17 protein-coding genes are annotated in these 15,991 nt (G+C 71.0%); 12 read left to right on the top strand and 5 right to left on the bottom strand.

Going from position 1 to position 15,991, the window contains the following annotated elements; translation table 11 throughout:
• Together BBK14_RS34455 and BBK14_RS02680 are read left to right on the top strand one after the other, a co-directional pair.
• The coding region (locus BBK14_RS34455; protein ID WP_083390665.1) for a zinc ribbon domain-containing protein at window positions 1–201 on the top strand (201 nt) is incomplete at its 5' end.
• Window positions 202–384: 183 nt separating this feature from the next.
• Window positions 385–1,188: a peptidoglycan recognition protein family protein gene (locus BBK14_RS02680; RefSeq protein ID WP_071059640.1), complete on the top strand. Its 804-nt coding sequence runs from the start codon at window positions 385–387 to the stop codon at window positions 1,186–1,188.
• A 64-nt stretch (window positions 1,189–1,252) separates the two neighbouring features.
• Here the strand turns inward: BBK14_RS02680 and BBK14_RS02675 are convergent, their stop codons facing one another.
• Both BBK14_RS02675 and BBK14_RS02670 read right to left on the bottom strand, forming a co-directional pair.
• On the bottom strand, window positions 1,253–2,569 hold the full coding sequence (locus BBK14_RS02675; RefSeq protein ID WP_083390664.1) for an ABC transporter permease: 1,317 nt from the start codon (window positions 2,567–2,569) through the stop codon (window positions 1,253–1,255).
• On the bottom strand, window positions 2,566–3,546 hold the full coding sequence (locus BBK14_RS02670) for an ABC transporter ATP-binding protein (protein WP_071059643.1): 981 nt from the start codon (window positions 3,544–3,546) through the stop codon (window positions 2,566–2,568). The genes BBK14_RS02675 and BBK14_RS02670 overlap by 4 nt, the downstream gene beginning before the upstream one ends.
• Before the next feature lie 175 nt (window positions 3,547–3,721).
• Between BBK14_RS02670 and BBK14_RS02665 the strand changes: the two genes are divergently transcribed.
• From BBK14_RS02665 to BBK14_RS02655, 3 genes are read left to right on the top strand one after another with little or no spacing between them, the layout of a single operon-like run.
• Window positions 3,722–4,669 carry an SPFH domain-containing protein gene (locus tag BBK14_RS02665; RefSeq protein ID WP_071059639.1) on the top strand — a complete coding sequence of 316 codons (948 nt, stop codon included), beginning with the start codon at window positions 3,722–3,724 and terminating at the stop codon, window positions 4,667–4,669.
• Window positions 4,670–4,692: 23 nt separating this feature from the next.
• Complete coding sequence (locus tag BBK14_RS02660) at window positions 4,693–4,965, top strand: type II toxin-antitoxin system antitoxin (protein WP_071059638.1); 273 nt, start codon at window positions 4,693–4,695, stop codon at window positions 4,963–4,965.
• A 24-nt stretch (window positions 4,966–4,989) separates the two neighbouring features.
• The gene (locus BBK14_RS02655) at window positions 4,990–5,700 is read left to right on the top strand and encodes a GOLPH3/VPS74 family protein (protein ID WP_071059637.1); all 711 of its coding nucleotides are present in this window, start codon (window positions 4,990–4,992) and stop codon (window positions 5,698–5,700) included.
• Window positions 5,701–5,728: 28 nt separating this feature from the next.
• Here BBK14_RS02655 and BBK14_RS02650 read toward each other — a convergent pair whose 3' ends face one another.
• Together BBK14_RS02650 and BBK14_RS02645 are read right to left on the bottom strand one after the other, a co-directional pair.
• Window positions 5,729–6,421, bottom strand: a complete 693-nt coding sequence (locus BBK14_RS02650; protein WP_071059636.1) for an SRPBCC family protein — start codon at window positions 6,419–6,421, stop codon at window positions 5,729–5,731.
• Window positions 6,422–6,562: 141 nt separating this feature from the next.
• Entirely contained in the window at window positions 6,563–7,399 is an 837-nt protein-coding gene (locus BBK14_RS02645; RefSeq protein WP_012157546.1) for an undecaprenyl-diphosphate phosphatase, read from the bottom strand.
• A gap of 150 nt (window positions 7,400–7,549) precedes the next feature.
• Here BBK14_RS02645 and BBK14_RS38680 point away from each other — a divergent pair, with 150 nt between their 5' ends.
• The 7 genes from BBK14_RS38680 (at window position 7,550) to BBK14_RS02610 (ending at window position 15,165) form a co-directional block, all read left to right on the top strand.
• The gene (locus BBK14_RS38680; protein ID WP_071059635.1) at window positions 7,550–8,149 is read left to right on the top strand and encodes an alpha/beta fold hydrolase; all 600 of its coding nucleotides are present in this window, start codon (window positions 7,550–7,552) and stop codon (window positions 8,147–8,149) included.
• A 162-nt stretch (window positions 8,150–8,311) separates the two neighbouring features.
• The gene (locus tag BBK14_RS02635; RefSeq protein WP_071059634.1) at window positions 8,312–8,971 is read left to right on the top strand and encodes a TetR/AcrR family transcriptional regulator; all 660 of its coding nucleotides are present in this window, start codon (window positions 8,312–8,314) and stop codon (window positions 8,969–8,971) included.
• An 88-nt stretch (window positions 8,972–9,059) separates the two neighbouring features.
• A complete protein-coding gene (locus BBK14_RS02630; protein WP_071059633.1) occupies window positions 9,060–10,790 on the top strand; it encodes a GGDEF domain-containing protein in 1,731 nt (576 codons plus the stop codon).
• Window positions 10,791–11,003: 213 nt separating this feature from the next.
• The gene (locus BBK14_RS02625) at window positions 11,004–12,305 is read left to right on the top strand and encodes an acyl-CoA dehydrogenase family protein (RefSeq protein ID WP_071059632.1); all 1,302 of its coding nucleotides are present in this window, start codon (window positions 11,004–11,006) and stop codon (window positions 12,303–12,305) included.
• Window positions 12,302–13,324: a phosphotransferase family protein gene (locus BBK14_RS02620; RefSeq protein ID WP_083390663.1), complete on the top strand. Its 1,023-nt coding sequence runs from the start codon at window positions 12,302–12,304 to the stop codon at window positions 13,322–13,324. The genes BBK14_RS02625 and BBK14_RS02620 overlap by 4 nt, the downstream gene beginning before the upstream one ends.
• Window positions 13,321–14,124 (top strand): enoyl-CoA hydratase-related protein, encoded by an 804-nt coding sequence (locus BBK14_RS02615; protein WP_071059631.1) that lies wholly within the window; start codon window positions 13,321–13,323, stop codon window positions 14,122–14,124. The genes BBK14_RS02620 and BBK14_RS02615 overlap by 4 nt, the downstream gene beginning before the upstream one ends.
• Window positions 14,125–14,187: 63 nt before the next feature.
• A complete protein-coding gene (locus BBK14_RS02610) occupies window positions 14,188–15,165 on the top strand; it encodes an NADPH:quinone oxidoreductase family protein (protein WP_071059630.1) in 978 nt (325 codons plus the stop codon).
• Between the two features lie 171 nt (window positions 15,166–15,336).
• Here the strand turns inward: BBK14_RS02610 and BBK14_RS02605 are convergent.
• Window positions 15,337–15,991, bottom strand: a 655-nt coding sequence (locus tag BBK14_RS02605) for an amidohydrolase family protein (RefSeq protein WP_157904199.1), incomplete at its 5' end; no start/stop codon positions are given.

Genomic DNA, 15,991 nt, shown 5'->3' with positions numbered 1-15,991 from the left:
GCGGTCGACCGTTTCTACCCGAGCAGCAGGACCTGCTCGGCCTGTGGGTCGATCGTCGAAAGGCTGCCGTTGCACGTACGGGAGTGGGAGTGCCGCTGCGGTGCGCACCACGACCGGGATGTCAACGCCGCGAAGAACATTCTGGCCGCGGGGCTCGCGGTGTCTGCCTGTGGAGACGGAGTGAGACCACCTCGCTCCTAGAGCGAGGAGGCGTCCGTTGGTGAAGCAGGAACCCGTATCGCAAGGTGCGGGAATCCCCGGCCGTCAGGCCGGGGAGGATGTCAATCGTCCAGACCGACGGCAACCGACACGTCGAGCGCAGGCAGGGACCCGACTGCCGGCAGAGACCGGGCACGCGGCGATCACGAATGGCCGGGGCTGACCGTGGCCGCCACCCTCTACCCACCGGCCCGCAACCGCCCGGTCCGCAACACGTCCGGGACGATGGTGGAGCCGACCCGCGGGCTGATCCCCCACGTCCAGGTCGGCACCGGTTCGCTCTTCGGCTGGTTCGACAGTCCGGCCAGCCAGGTCAGCGCCCACCTGTGGCTGTCGAAGGCGGGCGAGTTCGAGCAGTACGTCCCATTCGACCGCCGGGCCTGGGCGCAGGCCGCGGGCAACCCGTTCTGGATCAGCGTCGAGTGCGAGGGGTACGACTCCGAGGACTACACGGCGATCCAGGTACAGCGCCTCGGCGAGCTCTTCGCCTGGGGGATGCGCGAGTTCGGCTGGCGCCCCGAGATCACGGACTCACCCAACGGCTACGGGCTCGGCACGCACCGCATGGGCGGCGCGGCGTGGGGTGGTCACTCGTGCCCGGGGAACGTCCGCGCGAACCGCCGGGGCGACATCCTCGCGGCCGCGCTGGGGGYGTCCCCCGGGGGCTCGCTCGCGGACCCGCGACAGCGGTACGCCGGGATGCCGACCTTGCGGGAGGGGATGAGCGGGCCGGAGGTCGTCACCCTGCAGAACGCACTGAACATCATTTTCGGCCACGAGGCGCCGACGGGTGACCCCTACCGCCTGGCGCCCGACGGGGCCTACGGCGCGCGCACCACCGCCCGGGTTGCCTCGCTTCAGCGGTACGCGACGCCGTGGTTCGGCCGCATACCCGAGGACGGGGTCTGCGGCCCGAACACCTGGCGCAAGATCGGCTATGTCCTCACCGGGATGAACCGCCAAGTGTGAGTCGGCCGGGCCCGAGCCGGGGCCGAGGGTCGGGACCGGGACCGGGACCGGGACCCGCGGCGGCTCAGGCCTCCCGCAGGGCGTCCCGGAAGGAGACCCTCGCCCCGGTCCGCAGCACCGCGTTGCGGTAGATCCGCCCGGCGAGCCGGACGAGCACGCCGATCAGCGCCAAGGCGAGCACCACCGAGAGGACCAACTGCCACACCGGCGCCACCCCGAGCGCGATCCGCATCGGCATCAGCACCGGCGCGAAGATCGGCAGCAGGGACAGCACCGCGATCAGGCCGTTGTCGGGATCGCCCGGCACGATCGAGATCCCCAGCACCCAGGGCACCACGATCGCCAGCACGATGGGGCTCGAGATGCCCCCGACGTCCTCCTGCCGGGAGACCATCGCCCCGACCGCGGCGAACGGGAGGGCGTAGAGGAAGAACCCGATGACGTACCAGACCACCGACCAGATCACCGTCCCGGTGGCCTCGCCGGAGGGCAGCGAGAGCGCGCCGGTGACCAGCGCGGCGACCAGGCCCCCGCCGGCCAGCACGATCATCTGGATCAGCGCTACCAGCCCGATGCCCAACACCTTGCCGGCCATGAGCGTCCACGGGCGGACCGTCGACAGCAGCAGCTCGACCACCCGGCTCGACTTCTCCTCGATCACCCCCTGGGAGACGGCCGGCCCGTAGAGCATCAGGCCCATGTAGATCAGCAACGCGGCGGCGATCCCGAGGACGAGCCGCTCGCCCTGGTGGGCCGGCGCCGGGTCGAGCTGGGTGACATCGACCCGCGTGGCGGCGACCGCCTCGTTCACCCGGGCCGGGTCGCCGCCGAGCACGCTGATCTCGTTGTCGAGAACCTGCTGGCGGGCCACAACAGCCAGCACGGCGCGCCACTCGTCGTTCAGGTCCTCCTTGACGGCAACGCGCAGGCCGTTCGGGGACGCGGTCACCAGGGCGTCCAGATCGCCGTCGGCGACCTGGCGCAACCCGGTGGCCTCGTCGGGCACCTCGCGGGTCGTGATGCCGACGTCCAGGCTCCGGGCGGCGGCGGTGAGCGGCGCCGTGATCGCGGACTCCGCCGCCGTCACGCCGACGGACTCCGTCGAATCGCCGCCGCCGACCAGGTCGATCACGACCGCGGCGCCGACGAGCAGGACGAGGAGGGCGACGGTGGTGATCCGGAAGACCTTGGAACGCAGCCGTACGCCGAGCTCGCGACCGGCGACGAGCCGCACGGTCGCCCAGGAGCCCAGCGCCGGATAGTCGCCCCGGCCGCCGGAACCCGGCGCCGGCGCCGGCCCGGCGCCGGTCTGGGCCGGGATGCCTGGGGCCGGGCCGGCCGTGGCCTCGCGGCCGTGTTCGTGATCGGATTCCGGGCTCATGCCACCGTCACCTCGTCCGTCGCGCCCGCCGTGTCAGATCCGGAGCCGGTACGGGAGCGGACGCCGGGGGCGCCCTCGTCGGTGCTCACCGCGGAGCGGAACAGCTCGGCGAGTGACGGCCGGCCGCGGCGGAACTCCCGCACCGGGCCGACCGCCAGCGCCCGGCGCAGCAGGTCCTGGTCGTCGGCGCCGGGAGCGAGGTCGACCACCGTACGGTCCCCCTCTGTGGCGCGGACGGTCATCCCGGGCAGGTCCTCGGCCCAGCCCGGTGGGGCCCCGGGCACCTCGACGACGATCCGCTCGGTGCCGTCCGCCCGCAGCTCGTCGACCGTGCCGGCGGCGACCATCCGCCCGGCGGCGACGATGCCGACCCGGTCGCAGAGCCGCTCGACGAGCTCGAGCTGGTGGCTGGAGAACACCACGGGAACCCCCTCGTCGCACTTCTCCCGCAGCACCTGGCTCATGACGTCGACCGCGACCGGGTCGAGCCCGGAGAACGGCTCGTCCAGCACGAGGACCTCCGGGTCGTGCACGAGCGCGGCGGCGAGCTGGACCCGCTGCTGGTTGCCGAGGCTGAGCTTCTGTACCTCGTCGTCCCGCCGCGCCGCGACGCCCAGCCGCTCGAGCCAGGCGTCGGCGGAGCGGCCGGCGGCAGCGGCCGGCATCCCGTGCAGCCGGGCGAGGTGGACGAGCTGGTCGCGGACCTGCATCTTCGGGTACAGGCCCCGTTCCTCGGGCATGTAGCCGATCCGGCGGCGGGCGGCGAGGTCGACCGGGCGGCCGGCCCACCGGACCTGCCCGGCATCGGCCGCGAGCACCCCGAGCACGATGCGCATCGTCGTCGTCTTGCCCGCCCCGTTGCTGCCGACGAAGCCGAACAGCTCCCCCTCGCGAACGTCGAAGGTCATGCCGTCGAGCGCGACGACCTCGCCGTACCGCTTGCGCACATCGTCGATCTCGAGCCGCCTGTCCGGCATCGACCACCTCCGCGTCACGTCCCGCTGCTGGACGACCACATAGTACCGAGCTAAAGTGATATCACTTTGATACCTCGGCGCTAGCGCAGAGGTAGCCGGGCCCGACCAGCACACCAGGTCGGAACGCGCCGAGCGGACCGGCTCGCCAGATCCAGCTCCTCATTCGGAGGCACACATGAGCACCGAGGCACCGCAGGTGGACGTCGAACATGTCGTTGTCGACATGCCCGAACCGAGCGTCCGGGAACACCACGCGAAGGACCACTCGGGCCTGTTGGCCCTGCTGGCGGGCCTGTTGGGCATGCTGGCCTGCCTCGCGATCGGTATCGCCGGGATCGTCGTCGCCGCCGACCACTCCGCCCCCGTCGGCGCCGTCCTCATCGTGGTCGGCGTGCTCGGCCTCATCGCCGCGTTCTTCGCGCTGTGCGGCCTGACCGCCGTCGCGCCGGGCGAGGCCCGGGTCGTCGCGCTGTTCGGCCGCTACGTAGGGACGATCCGCACCACCGGGCTGCGCTGGGTGAACCCCTTCACCACGCGCAAGAAGGTCTCCACCCGCATCCGCAACCACGAGAGCGGCGTGGCGAAGGTGAACGACGCCGACGGAAACCCGATCGAAATCGCGGCCGTCGTGGTCTGGCAGGTGAAGGACACCGCGCAGGCCGTCTTCGAGGTGGACGACTTCGTCGAGTTCGTGGCCATCCAGTCCGAGACCGCCGTGCGGCACATCGCGACGAGCTACCCCTACGACGCGGCCCCCGAGGTCATGTCGCTGCGCGACAACGCCGAGGAGATCACCGCGAAGCTCTCACTGGAGATCGCGGCCCGGGTCGCCTCCGCCGGTGTACACGTGATCGAGTCCCGCATCACCCGGCTGGCGTACGCGCCGGAGATCGCCCAGGCGATGCTCCGGCGCCAGCAGGCGGGCGCCGTCGTCGCGGCCCGCTCGCGGATCGTCGAGGGCGCCGTGGGCATGGTCGAGGCAGCGCTGGAACGCCTCGACCGGGAAAACATCATCGAGCTGGACGAGGAACGGAAGGCAACCATGGTCAGCAACCTGCTCGTGGTCCTGTGCAGCGAACAGTCGACGCAGCCGGTCATCAATGCCGGATCCCTCTACACCTGAGCCGCGGGAGCCGGTGACGGTACGTGGCCGAACGGAAGAAGATCCTGCTGCGCCTCGACCCGGCCGTCCACGACGCGCTGGCGCGATGGGCGTCGGACGAGCTGCGCAGCACCAACGCACAGATCGAGTTCCTGCTGCGGGCCGCGCTCGCGGACCGGGGCCGGCTGCCGAGGGAGGCCGGCGCGATGCCGCGCCGCGGACGCCCACGGCGGGACACCACCACCGACCCCGAGCCCGGCCCCGAGGACGCCCCCTCGACCGAGGCGGTGGACGTCCGCCGCACCCCGCCACCGTGATCGGCACCCAGGAGGAGACCCGTCGTGCAACCACCACCGTCACTACCGGCCCAGCTCTACCTGCTGGCCTACGACCTGGAGCGGAACCGCATGTACCGCTCGCCCTATCTGGGTCGCGCGCTACGCGCGGCCGCCGCGACCGAGCTCTACCAGGCTGGACTGCTGACCGACGAGAACGGCCGGGTCAAGCCCGTCGCGCCCCGTGCGGAGCACCGGCCGCACGCGGAAGGGCGGCCGGGCCAGCCTGCTGCGCCGGGCCGGCGGCGCACCCCGACCGCCGATGAGCTGTGCGCACAGCTCATCGGCGAGGTCGGCGCGTCGTCCCGTCACCGGTCGTGGAAGCACTGGGTGAAAAAAAACCAGCGGACCGCCGGCCGGGTCGTGCGCGACCAGCTCGAGGCGGGCCGCTGGATCAGGGTCGAGCGACGCCGAATCCTGGGGATGATCCCGGCGACCTCCGTGACCGTGCGGGACCGGGCGATGGTCCGCCGACTGCACCGCGAGGTGGAGCAGGTCCTGCACGGAGGACCGGCCGGCCGCGCCGACCCCGGCCCGGCGAGCCTGGCCGCGCTCCTCGCCGCCGGTCAGATCGGGGCGATGAAAAGCGGCCGGGCCCGGCGGGCACTCAAGGGTCGGCTCGCGCTGCTGGAACCGGTCGCCGGGCCGGCCGTCCCGGCGCTGCGCGCCGCCGTGCGGGAGGCGCAGGCCGCCGAATCAGCCGGTGCAGCCGGTTGACGACTCGGTCGCGGGGTGACCCGCCAGGTCAGAACTCGCCGCCGCCGGGCTGCGAGTACGTCGCCCCGCCGGTCCCCTGATCCCGCTGCGGGCCACCGGCGCCGCCCGTGCCGGGGGCTTCCGACGAACCCAACCGGCCGGGCTGACCGAACTCACCGGGCTGACCGGGCTGACCGGGCTGACCCGGCTGACCCGGCTGACCCGGCTGACCGGGCTGACCGGACTGACCCGGCTGACCCGGCTGACCCGGCTGACCGGCGGCGTCCGGGCGCGATACGTCACCCCGCCAGGCTCCGGTCTCCTGGCCACGCTCCTCGATGAAGGACTTGAACCGCTTGAGGTCGTCCTTCACCCGGCGGTCGTCGGCGCCCAGCACCGAGCCGGCCTTCTCCGCGAGCCCCTCGGGCTGCCAGTCCATCTGCACCGTCACCCGGGTGGCGTCGTCGGCCAGCCGGTGGAATGTCACCACGCCGGCGTGACGGGTCCCCTCGGTGCTCTTCCACGAGACGCGCTCGTCCGGGAGTTGCTCGGTGATCGTGGCGTCGAACTCGCGCTCGGCGCCGCCGGCCTTGATCCTCCAGTGGGTGTGGGTGTCGTCCGTCTGCTGGACGGACTCGACCCCCTCCATGAAGTTCGGGAACGACTCGAACTGGGTCCACTGGTTGTAGGCGGTCCGGACCGGGACGGCCACATCGATCGATTCCTGCACGGTGCTCGTCATGGTTCCTCCCATCGACTTCGACGTCGGACGGGTGGGGTCCTCCCCGATGGTGAGGCCCTAACACACGCATCCGGGACGGGAGGGCAAAAGGGTGCCAGGCGGCGCGGATCCTGGAGCGTGATCCCGGCACCGAACCCGGCGTCAGGTCGCGGAGATGATCCCGGTGGCGAGGAGGAACAGGATCACTGAGCCGAGCGCGAGCCGGTAGTAGATGAAGACGCTGTAGCTGTGGCGGGCGACGAACTTGAGCAGCCACGCGATGGCGAAGTAGGCCGTCACGAAGCTCACCACGGTCGCGGTGATGGTGACGGTCCAGCCGACGCCCTGCTCGATGTTGGACGACTCCGTCACGACCTGCAGCAGAGCCGCCGCGAACAGCGCCGGGATGGAAAGGAAGAACGACAGGCGGGTGACCGTCACCCGGTCGATCCCGCGCAGCAGCCCGGCGGACATCGTGGACCCCGAACGCGAGATTCCCGGAATCAGCGCCATGCACTGGACGACGCCGATGACCAGCGTGTCCTTCCAGGTCACGTCGTCTTCGTGCCGTTTCTGGGTCGCGACGCGATCGGCGTAGCCCATCACCGCGCTCCACCCGATCAGGGCGGTGCCGACGAACCACAGGCTGCGCAGCGTGGTCTCGATCTGGTCCTTGAAGAGCAGGCCGACTATTCCGATGGGAATGGATCCGACGATCACCGCCACACCGAACCGGAAATCAGGGTGATCGCGGTACTCCGGCCGGGTCACACCCCTGGCCAGGGCGGCGATGATCCGCCGGAAATCATGCCGGAGGTAGAGCAGCGTGGCGAACACCGCGCCGACCTGGATGATCGCCGTGAATGCGGTGATGTCCGGGTCGTCAATGCTGTAGCCGAGCAGCTTCTCGATGATCGTCAGGTGACCGGTACTGGAGACCGGGAGGAACTCGGTGAGCCCCTCGACGGCGCCGAGAAAAACCGCTTCGACGATGTTCATGCCCGCCCTTCCTCCGCACCACCTCCGCCCGGGAGATCGCCAGGAGTGTATGTCGAGAAAGATCACCAATACGCGGTGGGTCCGCCGAGGTCACGCTGCGCGCGCGTCGAACGCCGGCGAGAGCGACCGTCCGCGACCAGGTGACTGTCCGTGATCGGATTGCCGTCCGTGGTCGGGGCGGACCGGAACGAGGCGCTACCGCTTCCCGCGCCCGGCCCGCAGCGACGGCCCGAGCCGGCGGGCCGGCCGGACGGCGGCGTGCTGCGACTCGACCTGCGCATCCCGGTACCCGCCACGCGCGGCCACGACCAGAGCAGTCAGAACCAGAGCAGCCAGCCCGACGGAGCCGACCAGGACGGCTGGCAGATCGCGGTGACCGTCTGCCTGCCCGCGCAGCCATCCCCGTCCGCTGCCGGCCCCGGCACGGACGGTTTGGAGACAGGCGGCCTGGAACCAGGCGGCTCAGCCGCGGGCGGCTCCGGCCCGGGTGTCCCCGTCCTGGTCGGGCTTCCTGGCGGTGGGTACGCCCGGCGGTACTTCGACCTGCCCGAACCCGGCTACAGCCAGGCCGAGCACCACGTCCACCGGGGCGCGGTGGTTGTCATGGTCGACCACCTCGGTGTCGGGGAGAGCAGCGTTCCGCCGACCGAGGTCACCGACCTGCCGACGGTCGCATGGCGCACATGCACAATTTCGCCGGCACCCGGCACCTGCTGTGGAACCGGCTGGACGCCTTCGCCGCCCAGGTGACCGGCCCGCGAACCACCCGGTTGTGGTGATCCGCCCGGCCAGAGCCCGGTACCCTGACCGCCCCCACAGCCTCCCCGACCCGCCCCGCAAAGAATATAATTCTATTATCCAAAGAACCGAGTTTCGCGCCTCCCAACATCCCGTACCCAAAGGACCTCGACCATGAGCGACACTGCTGGAGTGGAATGGGAGGGCACCCCCGCCTCGGTGCGGGCCGCTGTCGACCGGGCCCTGAACCGGCACCAGCGGGACGCCCTCGTCGAGGTCGAGCAGATCCTCGACGCGGCCCTGCGGGTCGCCGTCCGTGTCGCGCCGGCCGATCCCAAGGTCGCCGACATCGTCGCCGAGGCCGGGACGTCCAACCAGACCTTCTACCGGTACTTCGCCGGCAAGAACGAGCTCATGCACGCGGTGCTGGAGCGCGGGATCGTCATCCTGCGCTCCTACCTTCGCCATCAGATGTCGAAGAAGTCCGATCCTGCCGGCCAGATGACCGCCTGGGTCGACGGCATGATCGCGCAGATCACCCGGCCGGCGCTCGCGCAGCAGGGCTCCACCGTTAACCGGCTGCTCGCCCGGGCCAGTGATTCGGTGCCGGGGCGGGCCACCCTCGACCAGCAGCTCGGCCAGCTGCTCGTCCCGCCGCTGACGGCGGCCGGCCGACCACGGCCGGATCTCGACGCCAGGCTGATCCAGGACGCCGTCCTCGGCACGATGCAGCGCCATGTGGAGCCCTGCACGGTGCCGACCGAGGACGAGCAGCGCCATCTCATCGACTTCTGCGTCTCGATCCTCCAGGCGGGGCCGGCCGCCGCCCACTGAAACCGGGCTCCGCCTCCGACCTCCCACCAGGTCGCCACGCAAAGTAACGATCTGTGTATTTTGCGTCGGTTAACGGTAGGGGAAGGAGATGGGGCACAGCCGTCGGCGCGACCGGCTCTTCCGCCGCGCGGCGGTCGGCGCCGCGGTGCTGACGGGCGCCTGCGTGGTTCTCGCCCAGGTGCTCCCCGACAGCCTGGCGCTGTCCGCCGTCCGGCTGACGGTGATCGGGTTCCTGCTGCTCGGCGGGACGACCTGCGTGGTCGCCGGGCTGCGTCGCCGTGGCGCCGAGCGGTGGTGGCGGCTTCTCATGGCGGTGATGGTTCTCGCCGTGGCGGTGGCGTCGGCCGCGGTGTTCCGGGACACGGCGGCGGGGCGATCTCCCGTCCCCCAGCTGACCCCGGCCTCGCTGGTGTATCTGATTCCGCTCGCGATGGGTGTCGCCGGCGTGCTGCTCTACCCGACCGACCCCGTCGAGCACGACGACGCCGAGGACGGCGGGCCGCTGCACGCCTACCGCTGGTACGCGATCACGATCCTGGACGGCATGATCGTGGTCGGCTCGGTGGCGCTGCTGGTCTGGGCCACCGTGCTGGAGCGCACGGTCGGGCACGGCGAACCACTCGGCCCCGGCCCGCTCTACTCGATCATCCTCGCCGCGGTCTCGCTCGTGGTCTTCGTCGTGCTGATCCTGGTGGCCGTGTTCCGCGAGCCGCGCGACAGCCGCGGCCACGCGCTCCTGCTCACGGGCATGTGCGCCGCCTCGATCTCCGCCATGTGGGAGCTCGCGGTGCTCATCCACGGCCTGGACGACGTCCCGCGGCTGACCGATCTGCCCATTGGCATCGGTGCGCTGCTCATCGGCCTGGCCGCCATCTCCACCGATCCCGATACGGGTACCGCTACCGGTGCCGCTGCCGACGCCGACGCCGACGCCGACATCGTGGGAGTGGGGCTGGCCGCCGTTCCCAGCCCGGGTCGGCGGGCCGCCTCGGCCAGGCTCCGCCGGTGGCACGCGATCCTGCCGTACCTCCCGCTGACCGCGGCCGGGGCGGCGACGGTGCTCCAGATCGCCGGAGACGGCATCGGGCACTGGGAGGAGATCTGGGCGCTGCTCGCCCTGCTGCTACTCGCGCTGGTGCGCCAGATGATGACGATGTCGGACAACATCCGCCTGCTCGGCCAGGTGGAGGAGAAACAGCGGCAGCTGCGGCACCAGGCGTTCCACGACCCGCTGACCGGGCTGGCGAACCGCAGCCTGTTCATCGACCGGCTCGAGCGGGCGCTGCACCGCCAGCCGGGCCCCGCCGAGCGCTTCGCCGTCCTGTTCTGCGACCTCGACGACTTCAAGCGGGTCAACGACGTCCTCGGCCACGCGGCGGGCGACGACCTGCTGCGGATCACCGGCGCACGGCTCGCCGGCTGCGTCCGCGCGGCGGACACCGTGGCCCGCCTCGGCGGTGACGAGTTCGCGATCCTGCTCGTCTCGGCCAACACCGACGATCCCGAGGCAGTCGGACGTCGGCTGGCGGCCGCGGTCCGGGCGCCGGTGCGGCTGGCGAGCCACACCTTCACCGTCGCGGCCAGCGTGGGCCTGGTGACCGTCGACCCGGAGACCGGGACGGGTGCCCCGCACCGAGGCGCGAACCCGGACGCGGAGCCGGACCCGGACGTTCCGGACACCGCCGAGCAGCTGCTGCACCGCGCCGACCTGGCGATGTACGCGGCCAAGGCCAGGCGCAACGGGGAGCCGGCCGTCTACACCCCTGAGCTGGTGGGCCCAGGGCGGGCACGGCCCGCCCTGAACGTCCCGCTGCCCTGAGCCGGCCCGAATCCGACTGCTCCCCCCCGAACCAACCCGAACTGGAATCACTCCAAAAGTGTCCGAACCTGATGAAACGGACTGGACCAGCCCTGAGGTCAGCCCGGCGATCCGTGATCACCGGACCAGTGTCGGATCGATATTTCGATCATTCGGAAGTTGCGTTCTTTGTGTACAGAACGCTATTCTGACCACTCCGAGAGGAGACCGACGATGTCGTGGGACTTCGAGACCGAACCCGAGTACCAGGCCCAGTTGGACTGGGCTGACAAGTTCGTGCGGGAGGAGGTCGAGCCCCTCGACATGGCTTGGCCCGACCTGCAGTTCGTGCCACGCGGCGAGACGCTGCAACGGGTCGTCGACCCCCTGCGACAGCAGGTCAAGGACCACGGCCTGTGGGCGACCCACCTGGGCCCGGAGCTCGGTGGCCAGGGGCACGGGCAGCTCAAGCTGTCGCTGCTCAACGAGATCCTGGGCCGTTCCAGCTGGGCGCCGATCGTCTTCGGGTGCCAGGCGCCGGACACCGGCAACGCCGAGATCATCGCGCACTACGGCACCGAGGCCCAGAAGAAGCAGTACCTGCAGCCGCTGCTGGACGGCGAGTGCTTCTCGTCGTACTCGATGACCGAGCCGCAGGCGGGCTCGGACCCGACCCAGTTCACCTGCAGCGCGGTGAAGGACGGCGACGGGTGGGTGATCAACGGCTGGAAGTTCTTCTCCTCGAACGCCAGCACCGCGCGGTTCGTCATCGTCATGGTGGTCACCAACCCCGATGTCAGCCGGTACCGGGGCATGTCGATGTTCCTGATCCCGACGGACACTCCGGGCGTCAACATCGTCCGGAACGTGGGTCTGCCCGGTGAGCCGCTGGGCGAGGGGCACCACGCCCTCATCCACTACGAGGACGTCCGCGTCTCGGACGACGCGCTGCTCGGCGGCGAGGGCCAGGCGTTCGCCATCGCGCAGACCCGCCTCGGCGGCGGGCGGATCCACCACGCGATGCGCACGATCGGCCTGGCGAAGAAGGCGCTGGACATGATGTGCGAGCGCGCGCTGAGCCGCAGCACGCAGGGCAGCCTGCTGGCCGACAAGCAGTTCGTCCAGGGCTTCATCGCCGACTCGTACGCCCAGCTGGCGCAGTTCCGGCTGTTCGTGCTCTACACGGCGTGGTCGATCGACAAGCACAAGGACTACCGCAAGGTCCGCAAGGACATCGCCGCGGTCAAGGTGGTCATGCCTGCGGTCCTGCACGACATCGCCTCGCGGGCGCTGCAGGTGCACGGCGCGCTCGGCGCGAGCAACGAGATGCCGTTCCACCAGATGGTGATGGGCTCGTTCGTGATGGGCCTCGCCGACGGGCCGACCGAGGTCCACAAGGTCACCGTGGCCAAGCAGGTGCTGCGCGACTACAAGCCCACCGACGACCTGTGGCCCACCGAGCACCTGCCCAAGCGCCTCGCCGCGGCGCGTGAGAAGTACGCCGAGTACCTGGAACTCGAAGTGGGGAACCTGTGATCGACATCGAGCGCCTCGCCACGTGGATGGACGAGGCCGGACTCGCCGGCAAGGGCGAGCCGATCGAACACCGTTACGTCTCCGGTGGCACCCAGAACGAGATCTACGAGATCCGCCGCGGTGACCTGCACGGAGCGCTGCGCATCCCGCCGGCGGGGGCGCCCGCCAGCCGCGACGCCGGCATCCTGCGCGAGTGGCGCATCATCGAGGCCCTGGACGGGACCGACGTCCCGCACACCGCGGCGCTCGGCATGTGCGAGGACGCCTCCGTCCTCGGCCGCTCCTTCTACATCATGGGCTTCGTGGACGGCTGGTCGCCGATGAGCCAGCACGGTGTCTGGCCGGAGCCGTTCAACTCCGACCTCGAGCTCCGCAAGGGGCTGTCCTACCAGCTCGCCGAGGGCATCGCGCTGCTGTCGAAGGTCGACTGGAAGGCCCGCGGACTGGAGGGCCTCGGCCGCCCCGACGACTTCCACGAGCGCCAGGTCGACCGCTGGACGGCCTTCCTGAACCGCATCAAGAAGCGGGAGCTGCCCGGCTACGACGTGGCCGCGCAGTGGCTGCGCACACACCGGCCGATCGACTTCATCCCTGGCCTCATGCACGGCGACTACCAGTTCGCGAACGTGATGTTCCAGAACGGGGCGCCCGCGAAGCTGGCCGCCATCGTCGACTGGGAGATGGGCACGGTCGGCGACCCCAAGCTCGACCTGGCCTGGATGCTGCAGAGCTGGCCCGAGGACACCAGCTCGACCGACCTGATCGGCAAGAGCTACGCGGATCTCTACGCGATGCCGACGAAGTCCCAGCTCCTCGCGCACTACGCGGAGGTGTCCGGCCGGCAGGTCGACGACTACGACTACTACCTGATCCTCTGCAAGTTCAAGCTCGCCATCGTCCTCGAGCAGGGCTTCCAGCGCGCGGGTGACGACGAGAAGCTGTTGACGTTCGGCCCGATCGTGCTCAGCGCCATGCAGGAGGCCGCCGACCTCGCGGAGAGCACGGACTACAAGCGATGACCGACACCGACACCAGCACCGCGGACATCCTGCTGGAACGGGTCGGGGCGGTGCTGGTCATCCGCCTCAACCGGCCCGAGGCCCGCAACGCCCTGACCCCCGCGCTGCTCAGCGCCATCGGCTCGGCGATCCTCACCGCGGAGTCGGACCCCGACATCCGGGTGGCCGTGCTGACCGCCGCGGGTGAGAAGGCGTTCTGCGTCGGGATGGACCTGAAGGCCTTCACCTCGGGCGGGGGCTTCTCCCAGATCGCGCCGGAGGACAAGGAGGGCCGGGCGGCCTTCGACCGGCTGATGAGCGGCGACGTCAAGGTGCCCCTCGTCGGCGCCGCGAACGGCACCGCGGTCGGCGGCGGCTTCGAGCTGCTGCTCTCCTGTGACGTCGTCGTGGCCTCTTCGGCGGCGAAGTTCGGCCTGCCCGAGGTCAAGCGAGGCCTGCTCGCGGCCGGCGGAGGCGCGGTCGCCATCGCCAGCCGGATCCCCCTCGCCCTCGCGCTGGAGCTGACCCTCACCGGCGACACCGTGGACGCCGCGCGCGCCCAGCAGCTCGGCCTGGTCAACGCGGTGACCGAACCGGAGAAGGTGCTCGAGGCGGCGCTGGCGTTCGCCGAGCGCATCGCCGCCAACGGCCCGCTCGCCGTCGCCGCGACCAAGGAGATCGTCCGGGCCGCCGCGGCCGACCCCGCGCGCGGGCAGGAGCGCATGGCGCAGCTCTCGCCGGCGGTGTTCAAGAGCGAGGACGCCAAGGAGGGCGCGATGGCGTTCATCCAGAAGCGCACGCCACAGTGGAAGGGCCGGTGACCATGCGCCGCCCGCTCACCGTCACCGGGCTGCGCCCGCGCGTCAGCGGCCGGGTGGGCTGAGGTGCGCGCCGCGGTCTGCCGCGAGTACGGGCCGCCCGAGGTCGTCCACGTCGAGGAGTTCCCCACTCCCGAGCCGCAGCCCGACCAGGTCGGCGTGCGGGTGCACGCGGCGGCGGTGAACTACTCCGACGTCCTGCTGGTCGCGGGTGAGTACCAGATCAAGGTGCCGCCGCCGTTCGTTCCCGGCAGCGAGTTCGCCGGTGTCGTCGAGACGGTCGGTGCGGACGTGACCGGCGTGTCCGTCGGCGACCGCGTGTTCGGCACCGGCATGGTCGGTGCCTTCGGCGAGGTCGCGGTGGCGCGGGCCGCCGGCATCACCCGCACGCCGGACGGCATCGCCGACACCGTGGCCGCCGCCTTCGGCGTGGCGCACCGCACCTCGTACCACATGCTCCGGTCGGTGGCCCGGCTGCAGCCCGGCGAGCAGCTCGTCGTGCTCGGCGCGGGTGGCGGGGTGGGCCTCGCCGCCGTCCAGCTCGGGGCGGCGTTGGGCGCCACGGTGACGGCGGTGGCGTCGTCCGCGCGCAAACTCGAGGTGGCGGCCGTCAACGGCGCCACCCACCTCATCGACCACCGCGCGAACGACCTCCGCAAGGCGCTGAAGGAGACCCTCCCGGACGGCGCCGACGTGGTCATCGACCCCGTCGGCGGCGACCTGGCCGAGCCCGCGCTGCGTTCGCTGCGCTGGCGCGGCCGGTTCGTCACGGTGGGCTACGCCGCGGGCTCGATCCCGCGGATCCCGCTCAACCTGGTGCTGCTCAAGGGCATCCAGATCGGCGGGATGCAGCTGCGCGACCTGGGTACGCACGCGCCGGACGAGCTCCAGCGCAACGAGCGGGAGCTCATGGAACTGTTCGCCGCGGGCAGGGCGGTGCCGCACATCGGCGCCAGCTTCACCTTCGACGAGACAGCGGCGGCGCTGCGCTATGTGGCCGACGGCCACGCCATCGGGAAGATCGTCCTGGAGATCGCCCCGTAGCACGGCCCGGGACGTCCACCGCGGGTGCGGCGTGGTGGACGTCCCAAGGGGGCCGGAAACGACGCCCGGCGCGGCGCAGCCACAACGAGGTGGGTGCGTCGCGCCGGGTCTTTTCGTTTTCGTGCCGCTGGCCGACTCCGGTGGAGCGGGAGCCGGCCAGGGCGTGCGTTCTCAGATGGTCTCGGGGTGCTTCTCCGCGAAGAGGCGGGCCCATTCCTTGCGGGACCGGATGGCGGTGTCGACGTCGGTGGCGATGGCCCGGCGGGCGCCGACGGTCGCGCGCTCCTTGGGGATCTCGGAGAACGGGTCCCAGTTGAAGAACCGGCAGGCGTTCTGCCAGGTGATCTTGTCGATCTCCTCGTCGGTCGCACCGGCGTTGTTCAGCTCGTTGAGCACGAACTCCGGCGCGTCCGGCCAGATCGAGTCCGAGTGCGGGTAGTCGCACTCCCAGGCGATGATGTCGATCCCGATCTCACGGCGCAGCTTCAGCGACGTCGGGTCGGTGACGTAGCAGGCGAGTGAGTGGTCGCGGAACACCTCGCTGGGCAGCTTGCCGCCGAAGTCGCGGCGCAGCCAGCGCTGGTTGGTGTAGTGCCGGTCGCAGCGGTCCAGGTAGAACGGGATCCAGCCGATGCCACCCTCGGAGAAGGCGAACTTCAGGTCCGGGTAGGTCCGCATCGCCGGGCCCCACAGCAGGTCCTGCACAGCCAGCGAGGAGATCTGGCACGCCAGGATGATCAGGTTGTCGATCGGCGCGTCCGGGGCGAGCTTGAGCGCGCCGAACCCGGTGCCGATGTGCAGGCACATCACCATCCCGGTATCGGAC

The sequence above is a fragment of the Parafrankia soli genome, assembly GCF_001854695.1.
Classification (GTDB): Bacteria; Actinomycetota; Actinomycetes; order Frankiales; family Frankiaceae; genus Parafrankia; species Parafrankia soli.
Note: the sequence above shows the minus strand (reverse complement) of the source record. Positions and strands in the feature narration are given on the sequence as shown.

Excerpts from the sequence above, each read along its gene's own strand:
- BBK14_RS02675 (WP_083390664.1), bottom strand. The coding sequence starts at position 2,569 with ATGAGCCCGGAATCCGATCACGAACACGGCCGCGAGGCCACGGCCGGC.
- BBK14_RS02670 (WP_071059643.1), bottom strand. The coding sequence starts at position 3,546 with ATGCCGGACAGGCGGCTCGAGATCGACGATGTGCGCAAGCGGTACGGC.
- BBK14_RS02665 (WP_071059639.1), top strand. The coding sequence starts at position 3,722 with ATGAGCACCGAGGCACCGCAGGTGGACGTCGAACATGTCGTTGTCGAC.
- BBK14_RS02650 (WP_071059636.1), bottom strand. The coding sequence starts at position 6,421 with ATGACGAGCACCGTGCAGGAATCGATCGATGTGGCCGTCCCGGTCCGG.
- BBK14_RS02645 (WP_012157546.1), bottom strand. The coding sequence starts at position 7,399 with ATGAACATCGTCGAAGCGGTTTTTCTCGGCGCCGTCGAGGGGCTCACC.
- BBK14_RS02635 (WP_071059634.1), top strand. The coding sequence starts at position 8,312 with ATGAGCGACACTGCTGGAGTGGAATGGGAGGGCACCCCCGCCTCGGTG.
- BBK14_RS02630 (WP_071059633.1), top strand. The coding sequence starts at position 9,060 with ATGGGGCACAGCCGTCGGCGCGACCGGCTCTTCCGCCGCGCGGCGGTC.
- BBK14_RS02625 (WP_071059632.1), top strand. The coding sequence starts at position 11,004 with ATGTCGTGGGACTTCGAGACCGAACCCGAGTACCAGGCCCAGTTGGAC.
- BBK14_RS02615 (WP_071059631.1), top strand. The coding sequence starts at position 13,321 with ATGACCGACACCGACACCAGCACCGCGGACATCCTGCTGGAACGGGTC.